The following is a 9,818-nucleotide window of genomic DNA, read 5'->3' on the forward strand; positions in this document are numbered from 1 at the left end:
TACGCCATGAACCCCTACCCCTACATGGGCATCGACTACGCCACCCAGATCTCCCTCTTTACCCACCACATGTGGATAGGCGGCATCTTCATCGTTGGCGGCGCTGCCCACGGGGCCATCTATATGGTTCGCGACTATGACCCGGCGGTGAACCGCAACAACGTCTTGGATCGGGTGATCCGCCACCGCGACGCCATCATCAGCCACCTGAACTGGGTGTGCCTGTTCCTGGGCTTCCACGCCTTCGGCTTCTACGTCCACAACGACACGATGCAGGCGCTGGGCCGTCCGCAGGACATGTTCTCGGACACCGGCATCCAACTGCAGCCCATCTTTGCCCAGTGGATTCAATCCCTGCACACTAAGGCCATCGCCAGCACCGCTCCCTATGTGGGCGCTTCGGTCAGCCCCATCTTCGGCGGCGACGTGGTGGCTGTGGGCGGCAAGGTGTCGATGATGCCGATGGTGTTGGGCACAGCGGACTTCATGGTGCACCACATCCACGCCATGACCATCCACATCACCGTGCTGATCCTGCTCAAGGGGGTGCTGTTTGCCCGCTCTTCCCGCCTGATCCCCGATAAGGCCAAGCTGGGCTTCCGCTTCCCCTGCGATGGCCCGGGCCGCGGCGGCACCTGCCAGGTCTCCGGCTGGGATCACGTGTTCCTGGGGCTGTTCTGGATGTACAACGCCATCTCGATTGTGATCTTCCACTTCAGCTGGAAGATGCAGAGCGACATCTGGGGCACCGTCAACCCCGATGGCACGATCGAGCACATCACGGGCGGCAACTTCGCAACCAGCGCCATCAACATCAACGGCTGGCTGCGGGACTTCCTGTGGGCGCAATCGGTGCAGGTGATCAACTCCTACGGCTCGGAGCTGTCGGCCTATGGGTTGCTCTTCCTGGGTGCCCACTTCGTCTGGGCCTTCAGCTTGATGTTCCTGTTCAGCGGCCGTGGCTACTGGCAGGAGCTCATTGAGTCCATCGTCTGGGCCCATAACAAACTGAAAGTCGCTCCGGCCATCCAACCCCGCGCCCTGAGCATCATCCAGGGTCGGGCGGTCGGTGTGGCCCACTACCTGCTGGGCGGGATCGTCACCACGTGGGCGTTCTTCCTGGCACGGTTTGCCGCACTCGGCTAAGGCAAGGAGGAAGAGAAAACCATGGCAACTACTGCAACTCGTTTTCCCCAATTCAGCCAAGACCTGGCCAGCGATCCCACCACTCGGCGTCTGTGGTACGGCATTGCCACCGCCCACGACTTCGAGACCCACGATGGCATGACGGAGGAGCGGCTTTACCAAAAGCTGTTTGCCACCCACTTCGGCCATCTGGCGATCATCTTCCTGTGGGCTTCTGGCAACGTCTTTCACATCGCCTGGCAAGGCAACTATGAACAATGGGTGGCCAACCCCACGGGGGTTACCCCCATCGCCCACGCCATCTGGGATCCCCAGTTCGGCAAGGCGGCGGTGGAGGCCTTTACCCAACCGGGGGGCGGCGGCCCCGTCAACGCGGCCTACTCTGGCCTGTACTACTGGTTCAACACCATTGGCCTGCGCACCAACGGCGATCTCTACGCCGGCGCCATTGGCCTGTTGTTGTTGGCGGCGGTGTTTCTGTTTGCCGGCTGGCTGCACCTGCAGCCCCGCTTCCGGCCTAGCCTGAGCTGGTTCAAGAACGCTGAAGCCCGTCTCAACCACCACCTGGCCGGCTTGTTTGGGGTCAGTTCCCTGGCTTGGACTGGTCACCTGGTACACGTCGCCATCCCCGAGTCCCGCGGGCAGCACGTAGGCTGGGACAACTTCCTTACCACTCTGCCCCACCCGGCAGGTCTGAAGCCCTTCTTTACCCTCAACTGGGGGGTCTATGCCCAGAACCCGGACACGGCCAACCACGTCTGGGGCACGGCAGAAGGGGCGGGCACGGCCATCCTCACCTTCTTGGGCGGCTTCAACCCCAACACCCAGTCCCTGTGGCTGACGGACATGGCCCACCACCACCTGGCCATTGCCGTGATCTTCATCGTGGCTGGGCACATGTACCGCACCAACTGGGGCATCGGCCACAGCATCCGCGAGATCCTGGGCGCCCACAACCCGCCGAAGGGCACCCCCTTCGGGGGCCTGCTGGGCGAAGGGCACAGGGGCCTCTACGACACGGTCAACAACTCCCTGCACTTCCAGTTGGCGTTGGCGCTGGCCTGCTTGGGAGTGGTGACCTCGCTGGTGGCGCAGCACATGTACGCCCTCAACCCCTACGTGTTCATGTCGATGGATCACACCACGGAGGCGGCTCTCTACACCCATCACCAGTACATCGCTGGCTTCTTGATGGTGGGGGCCTTTGCCCACGGGGCCATCTTCCTGGTGCGGGACTACGATCCGGAGGCCAACAAGAACAACGTGCTGGCGCGGGTGCTGGATCACAAGGAGGCGATCATCTCCCACCTGAGCTGGGTGTCGCTGTTCTTGGGCTTCCACACGCTGGGGCTGTACGTCCACAACGACGTCATGCAGGCCTTCGGCACGCCGGAGAAGCAGATCCTGATTGAGCCGGTGTTTGCCCAGTTCATCCAGGCCTCCCACGGCAAGATGCTCTATGGCATGAACGTGCTGTTGTCGGATCCCAACAGCATTGCCTCCACTGCTTGGCCTAACTACGGCAACGTGTGGCTGCCTGGCTGGCTGCAAGCCATCAACGATCCCAATGGGTTCCTCTTCCTGCCCATTGGCCCCGGCGACTTCCTGGTGCACCACGCCATTGCCCTGGGCCTGCACACCACCACGTTGATCCTGGTCAAAGGGGCGTTGGATGCCCGTGGCTCCAAGCTGATGCCGGACAAAAAAGACTTCGGCTACAGCTTCCCCTGCGACGGGCCGGGGCGGGGCGGCACCTGCGACATCTCCGCCTGGGATGCCTTCTACCTGGCCATGTTCTGGATGCTGAACACCATCGGCTGGGTGACCTTCTACTGGCACTGGAAGCACCTGGGGATCTGGAGCGGCAACACCGCCCAGTTCAACGAGAACTCCACCTACCTCATGGGCTGGCTGCGGGACTACCTCTGGGCCAACTCTGCCCAGTTGATCAACGGCTACAACCCTTACGGGATGAATAACCTGGCGGTTTGGGCCTGGATGTTCCTGTTTGGCCACCTGGTCTGGGCGACAGGGTTCATGTTCCTCATCTCCTGGCGCGGCTACTGGCAAGAGCTGATCGAGACGCTGGTGTGGGCGCACGAGCGCACCCCCTTGGCCAACTTGATCCGCTGGAAGGACAAGCCGGTAGCTCTGTCGATTGTTCAAGGTCGTCTGGTGGGCCTGGCTCACTTCACGGTGGGGTATGTGCTGACCTATGCGGCCTTTGTGATCGCCTCGACAGCTTCCCTATCTGGCTAGCGAAATCGAGTGGCTAAGCAACTAAGGGATCCCGCGGGGGGATCCCTTTTTTTGCTCCTCGGTCAAGCGAGAAGGGCGCTGTCGCTAAGTCCATGACTTGGCTGCACGAGGAGTTTCACCGGCTGGTTGAGTCTCTGTCTCAGGTGGATTAAGGGGCTGCCCGACTAGAGCTAAAGGACAGGGTTTCAGTTCAGAAAACGGGGAGCCGCCTGTATCGACTGTTGATGGGCCTTGTGCAAGAGCAGGCCCCTGTGCACGACCAGGATCCCCAACCATGAGCCGGAGCCCGATTTTGCGATTGCGCGCTTCCAGGAGGATGAGTAGCCAAGAATAGAGTTTGGCTCAAGTTTTTTGAGCAGATAGACGAAGGGCTCCCTAATCCGGCAAAAAAGCCCAGCTCTGAGGGCTGGGCTTGGATATTTCAAGACAGGCTGCTGAGGCTACAGCCGCACCTGCGTGCCCTCAAAGAATCCACGAATAATGAGAATAACTCCCCCTGCATCAGGAGTACCCGTATTTCCGTCGCCAGTTGGTGGGTTCGGGCCTATAACTTGGTTGTCAGTGGGGAACTCTTGCTCAATAAAGAATTGCCCAGAGATATTCGAGCCAGAGGTGGTTGGATCGAAAACCAAATTCAAGTTGCCTCGCAGCAGAGAACCGCCAATATCTGCCCTATTAAACGGCCCGGCCAGTTGTGCCCCAGCTAAGGTGCGGAAGACAAAATCTCCCGTGGTGGGGACAATGCCCTGAAGGATAACAGGACTGAGATTAGTTCCCTCCACAGGGGATCCAGGCAACGTACCTGTGGAGCGCTCCGTGCGCAGGGAGAAAAAGTAGTCAAAGGCTGTTGGGGCACCCGGCGTGGGTGTCGGAGTCGGGGCGACAGGTAACTGAGGAATTGGGGTGGGAAAAGGCCGCGGTGGCGGGCTGACCTGGACAAAGTTGAGGACTGTGCTGGTGTTGGCTGGGTCAAACTCCGCTTGAACACGACCGTTCAACAGGCGGCGGATGCGAACCAACTGATTGGGCAAGATGTTTGGACGAGTGGGATCCGGAGCGAACAGTACCGACTGCGTACCCACCTGTGCAGGACGATAGACAATCTCCGCCTGGTTGGGCCGGAAGTTTAGGCGTGCAAACAGAGCCAAGGCATCCTCAGGAGTGCCGTCGCCCGCAACCCCCCGCTGCCGCACCACAAAGCTGGCGGAAAAGCTTCCGGTTTGCAGAATGGCAGTGACAGGCCCTTGAGGTGGGGGAGGATTGACAAAAGAGCCTGGCGCCAGAATCTCACCCCCAGGACCAGGACCACCATCTTCAAACAACACACCCACGGTGGGGACAATGAGAGAAGAATCTCCCTCTAAGACGACTTGGTTGCCATTGCGGCTAACCAAGATGCGGCGCACGGTCAAAGTTAAAACAGTTTTCGTATCCGGAACGGCAGCTCTAAAGGTTGTATTGACTCGAATGCGCTGGTCGTTGGGGTTGGTGGAAAGAGCAACCAGCCCGGCAATACTGAACTGGGTCGATAGCTTGCCGTCGTTGGGGCCGAAGGCGATGAGATTCACCAGCGGCGTGGTTCGGGCAATTTGGATGGCCAGCGTGCTGGAGCGAAGGGTCGAGTCAACTGTCAGTTCATTCGCTGGGATCTCATTTACGGGCAGAATGCGGGCCTCTACATTGGTAATGCGGGCTTCTCCACTGCCTTGAAAGCCGCTACTCCGCACAGGGATCCCGTTGTCGAATTTCGGGTTGATGTAGTCCAGCCGCAGGCTGGTGGTCTCCAGCACCGAGCCGGGGGTAAAGCGATACTCTTGGGCCGAGACAAAGGCAGCCGGATCTACCTGGACGGGCCCAGGCAAGGTCGGAGACTCATTAACTTCTCCGCAGCCGCCTAGCAGCAAGACTCCACACAAAACCGCCAACGAGCGACCTTTGAAGTTCATACGGCACTTCCTCACACACCTTAAATCTGGGCAAATCCACACAAAATGGGGAGAAGGCACCCAACCCCTAACGCTACAGGTAAGCTGGCCGCCCCTGCTCGAGGCTATGATACCCCATATCTAGGGGATGGGCCATTTCCAGAACAATTTCTTGCATTTGCTCTGCCGCTCGCTTGACAACGCTCTAGGATGCAGTAGAACTAACAGCAGGCATCCCCCTTGAAATTGTGCAGATGCATAAGACTTGAGCAAGCTCGGTGGATCCCCGCTGGACGCTGCCTAAGACGTTTGCTGTGGTGTGAGTGAGTGGAGATTTTTCGATGAGACGACGTTTTGGCTCAGCCCTTGGCCGTGGCGGCCTCTCTCTTTGGGCAACCTGTGCTTCGGTTGCGCTGATTACCGGCTGCAGTAGCGAGACCACCAGCGGGGTGCCGCCTCTACTGGCTTCTAGCGGTGCCACGCCTCCTCCTGTGGCCGTTGCCCCTACGATCGCGCCCAATCTCACGCCCATCACCTTCCGCCCTGGTCCGGATTTCGCCCCCATCACCCCACCGCCGGTTCAACCCGACCTTCCGGATCCGCCTAGTCTGTTGCCAACTGGGGAGTTTAATCTTTTGCTGTCCGCCCCGCCAAACCCTGCTGTGATTCCCCCAGTGGGATCCGCCTTTGTAACTATCACCTTGCGCGGCTTACTTGCTCCAGGAGTGATCAGGAGCGTAGAGGTTCAGTTTTTTAACATCAGTCGCGGCACAGATATTACCGGTATCTTTTTGCCGACGGCAATTGAGCAGTTTAGAAATACGCTGATAGGCAGAGGCAATAGCTACGACGACCGAATCAACGGGATCACGCTTACCAACGGCTTCACCTTCCCGGCGGATCCAGCCGCCTACAACACCAACGTTGCTGCGGGAGAAAGGGTTTTGGTAATCGTGGTCATTCGAGATTCATTTGGTCAAGCTCTGAGGCTGGAAGCGCGCGCCCAAGCCACCTAAGCTGGAGCTGAGCAAAGCTGTTTGTATCTGTGCCACGAGAGAGTTGAATGGCAGGAGGATGAGGGAATGAAAACGGGAAAAGTAGCTGGGGTTTTGGCTTGCTTGTGCTTGGGCTTGCTAACAGCTTGTCAACAAACTAAAGAGGGGAATCCAATCAGCTCGCTGCCAGGGCCAATCATCCCTGTGCAAAACCCGAATACAGAACCTGGAGGAACGGGGGTAGGGCTGCCATCCACTCCTCCGATTGGATCTGTTCCCCCAGGTCAACCCAGCCCTCTTGTGCCCCCTCCTGTGTCGGCGCCGACGATCCCGCCCCTGCCCACTCCAAATCCCTCTCCCAGCATCGTTGGCCTGCCTCCAGGCCCCCTGGCTGCCCCGACGTTTACTAAGAGCTTCAGTCCTTCCACAACCTCAGTGGGTGTTCCCGTAACCCTAAGCTTCACAATCACCAACAACTCCGGGATCCAACTGACTGGCCTCAACTTTGCAGACAACCTGCCTGCAGGGTTAGTTGTTGCCACTCCGCCCAACTTCACCAATACCTGTGGTGGATCATTTGCTCCGACTTCAGGCGCGGCCCTAATCACTCTAAGCGGTGGAACACTGGCTGCCAATGCAACTTGTACAGTTACTGTTCAGGTTGTTGCTGCAGGCACAGGTACCTATACTAACCCTGCCGTAACTCTGACCAGTAACCAGGCTCCTGCTGTTCAAAGCACACCTGTTAATCTGTCAGTGAACCCGGTTACTGCTCCAACGTTCAATAAGCAGTTTGTTCCTAACTCGACTACAAACGGCAACGTCGTGGCTGTTGTCTTCACAATTACGAACACTGCAACTGTTCCCATAACCGGCCTCAGTTTCATCGACATTTTGCCCACAGGGTTACGAATTACGAATCCAGCAGTTACCTCAAACACCTGTGGTATGCTTACGGCACCTCCCCTTGGGACCGCGATTTCTCTCATGAACGGAAGCCTAGCCGCAGGCGCCTCCTGCGTGGTTTCTGTATCGGTCGAGCAAGCTCCGCCCCTGCCTCCACCACCACCACTACCAGTGACCTACACCAACCCACCAGTTACTCTCTTGAGCAATGGCGCGCCGCCAGCGATTTCTGGTTCAGCTACTGTAACTTTTACACCGTAACTTTTAAGTAGAGTTCTTACCCTTGACCCAAGTAAAAGTGAGGCAGATGGGTCAAGCTGTGAGCATTCCTATGCTGCTCAAGACAGCTCAAGGAAAGGAGCTGCAAGTTTAGACAGCCCTGTAAGCTGTAGGCAATTCCCAGGCACTCTGTGCCGCTGCCGCGCCACCCCCCAACACTTGCGCAGGACTTTGGAACCAGCAGACAACAGCAGGCAGCGAGGCTAAGAGGAGGTGGCTGCCATCTCCCGTGCCAAGACCCATTCCACGAGGGTGCGCACGCCGTAGCCAGTGGCGCCTTTGTTGGTGTAGCCCGAGTCTTTTTCGGCCCAAACGGGACCAGCTATGTCTAAGTGGGCCCAGGGGGTTTTCTCCACAAACTGCTTAAGGAAGAGGGCGGCAGTGATGGAGCCGCCAGAGCGAGGACCGGTGTTTTTCATGTCGGCTACGGTGGAGCTGAGGCCCTCGAAATAGCTCTCTTCCAGGGGTAAGCGCCAGATCTTTTCGCCAGAGAGGTTGGCTGCCTGCTGCAGCTCCTGGGCCAGCTTCTCGTCGGGGGTGAAGAGGCCGGCGATTTCCTCTCCTAGGGCAATGACGCAGGCGCCAGTCAAGGTCGCTAGGTCAACAATGGCGTCCACCCCTAGTTTCTCGGCAAACACCAGGGCATCAGCCAGGGTGAGACGGCCCTCGGCATCGGTGTTGTTGACCTCGATGGTCTTGCCGTTGGAGGCGGTGAGGATGTCACCGGGGTGGAGGGCCCGGCCGCTGATCATGTTTTCGGTGGCAGCGACGATAAAGTGCACCTCTACCTGCGGCTTGAGGGCGGCCAGGGCCCGCGCAGCTCCCAAGACGGCTGCCGCTCCCCCCATGTCGGTTTTCATCATGGCAATGCTGCGGGAGTCGGTTTTGATGTTGAGGCCGCCGGAATCGAAAGTGAGACCTTTGCCCACCAGAGCCAGCTTGGCGACGGGATCCCCTTCTTTGGGCTTGTAGGTGAGGTGGATAAACTGGGGCGGCAGATCCGAGGCTTGGGCCACGCCTAGGAAAGCCCCCATGCCTAAGGCTTCGCACTCTTCCCGACCCAGGATCTCCACCTCTAGGCCGTAGTCTTGGGCCAGTTGCCGGGCAGTTTCGGCCAGGGCAGGAGGCGTGACGACGTTGGCAGGGGCGGCCACCAGCTCGCGGGCCAGGATCGTCCCGGCAGCCATCTCGGTGGCCTGCTGAAGGGCGTTCTCGCAGTCTTGGCGGGCCTGGGCCAGTCCTGGCACCAAGAGCGTGACTTCCTCAACGGAAAAGCCGCGCTCTTCGTCGGGCTTGGGGGGAGATTTGAAGCGGTTATCCTGGTGGGCCACTAGGAGGCTGGCTTCGGCCACCGCCTGCACCGCCCGCACCTGATCCAGCCCAGTGTCTGGCAAGGACAGCACTACCTGCTTGGCTTTAAGGCTGTGGGCCTGGCGCAGGCCGTTGGCAGTAGCCCGTCGCAGTCCTTCCAAAGTCAGCGCTGCGGGATCCCCCAGCCCCACCAGCACCAGCTTGCGGATAGGCCCTGGCAGGCGCAGGGCGAGGCTGCTGTTGGGCTTGCCCTGAAACTTCTGTTCTTGAACCGCTTCCGCCACCAGCCCCGACCACACCTTCTCGTCCAGGGAAGCGATCTCAGCAGGCAGCGGGAAGGTGGCGTTTTCGCCGCTGGGGGCAAAGCAGTAGACCAGGGCACATTCGGCCTGCGTTAGAGGGGGCTCGCCAAGACGAAGCTGCATGGGAAACCTTTGGCCAAGCTATGGACGGCAGACTTTCAGTGTAGCCAATTTGCCGCTTCTAGGACAGGGGATCCCTCGGCTGGCATCGACGTGGACCTTTCCAGTCAATAGCCTTTAATCAGAAAGGGAGAGACCCAAGGTATGGTCTGGCGGCGGCGTTCCATCCTTCAGCTTGGGGTTATTGCCTGCGCAATGCTCCTTGCCCTGGCGGTAGGGGGGGTGGGATCCCTGGCCCAGGCGCAGAGACCCCTGGAAGAGCTGCCGCAGCCGCTTCGCCTCAAGCTGCCCCCAGGCCTAGCCCGCTACGCCTACGACAAGTCGGCGGGAGACTACTTTGAAGAGATCGAGCCGCTGCTGCCAGGGGGAGCTTATGCCCAGTGGGCCTTCTACCCCATCCCCGTCTACATCCAGGGGGATCACCCCCAGTGGAAAGCCTTTGTGGAGCGGGCGGTGAAGGAGTGGTCGGCCTATATTCCGCTCAAGGTGGTGGCCAAAGAGGAAGAGGCCTCCTACGGGATGAGCATCTACCGCGTTCCTCCCATTGGCGAGGGAATAGCGGGGGCAGCCCGCCC

At 59.4% G+C, this 9,818-nt stretch carries 5 protein-coding genes and 2 pseudogenes; 5 read left to right on the forward strand and 2 right to left on the reverse strand.

Annotated features, from left to right (window positions below):
• Positions 1–1,146: pseudogene (gene psaA, locus NW809_RS07955) on the forward strand (photosystem I core protein PsaA); the annotation flags it as partial.
• 21 nt (positions 1,147–1,167) lie between these two features.
• On the forward strand, positions 1,168–3,405 hold the full coding sequence (gene psaB, locus NW809_RS07960) for a photosystem I core protein PsaB (RefSeq protein WP_414401890.1): 2,238 nt from the start codon (positions 1,168–1,170) through the stop codon (positions 3,403–3,405).
• A gap of 440 nt (positions 3,406–3,845) precedes the next feature.
• Here the strand turns inward: psaB and NW809_RS07965 are convergent, their stop codons facing one another.
• Positions 3,846–5,351 carry a hypothetical protein gene (locus NW809_RS07965; protein WP_414401891.1) on the reverse strand — a complete coding sequence of 502 codons (1,506 nt, stop codon included), beginning with the start codon at positions 5,349–5,351 and terminating at the stop codon, positions 3,846–3,848.
• A 320-nt stretch (positions 5,352–5,671) separates the two neighbouring features.
• Between NW809_RS07965 and NW809_RS07970 the strand changes: the two genes are divergently transcribed.
• Positions 5,672–6,346, forward strand: coding sequence for a hypothetical protein (locus NW809_RS07970; protein WP_414401892.1), 675 nt, complete (start codon positions 5,672–5,674; stop codon positions 6,344–6,346).
• A 66-nt stretch (positions 6,347–6,412) separates the two neighbouring features.
• Complete coding sequence (locus tag NW809_RS07975; RefSeq protein WP_414401893.1) at positions 6,413–7,492, forward strand: hypothetical protein; 1,080 nt, start codon at positions 6,413–6,415, stop codon at positions 7,490–7,492.
• Positions 7,493–7,713: 221 nt separating this feature from the next.
• Here NW809_RS07975 and NW809_RS07980 read toward each other — a convergent pair whose 3' ends face one another.
• Positions 7,714–9,246: a leucyl aminopeptidase gene (locus NW809_RS07980; RefSeq protein ID WP_414401894.1), complete on the reverse strand. Its 1,533-nt coding sequence runs from the start codon at positions 9,244–9,246 to the stop codon at positions 7,714–7,716.
• Between the two features lie 192 nt (positions 9,247–9,438).
• Here NW809_RS07980 and NW809_RS07985 point away from each other — a divergent pair.
• Positions 9,439–9,818 (forward strand): annotated as a pseudogene (locus NW809_RS07985) (hypothetical protein); the annotation flags it as partial.

The organism is Synechococcus sp. WC101, assembly GCF_047461555.1.
Lineage (GTDB): Bacteria > Cyanobacteriota > Cyanobacteriia > Thermostichales > Thermostichaceae > Thermostichus.

Excerpts from the sequence above, each read along its gene's own strand:
- NW809_RS07965 (WP_414401891.1), bottom strand. The coding sequence starts at position 5,351 with ATGAACTTCAAAGGTCGCTCGTTGGCGGTTTTGTGTGGAGTCTTGCTG.
- NW809_RS07980 (WP_414401894.1), bottom strand. The coding sequence starts at position 9,246 with ATGCAGCTTCGTCTTGGCGAGCCCCCTCTAACGCAGGCCGAATGTGCC.
- NW809_RS07975 (WP_414401893.1), top strand. The coding sequence starts at position 6,413 with ATGAAAACGGGAAAAGTAGCTGGGGTTTTGGCTTGCTTGTGCTTGGGC.
- NW809_RS07970 (WP_414401892.1), top strand. The coding sequence starts at position 5,672 with ATGAGACGACGTTTTGGCTCAGCCCTTGGCCGTGGCGGCCTCTCTCTT.
- psaB (WP_414401890.1), top strand. The coding sequence starts at position 1,168 with ATGGCAACTACTGCAACTCGTTTTCCCCAATTCAGCCAAGACCTGGCC.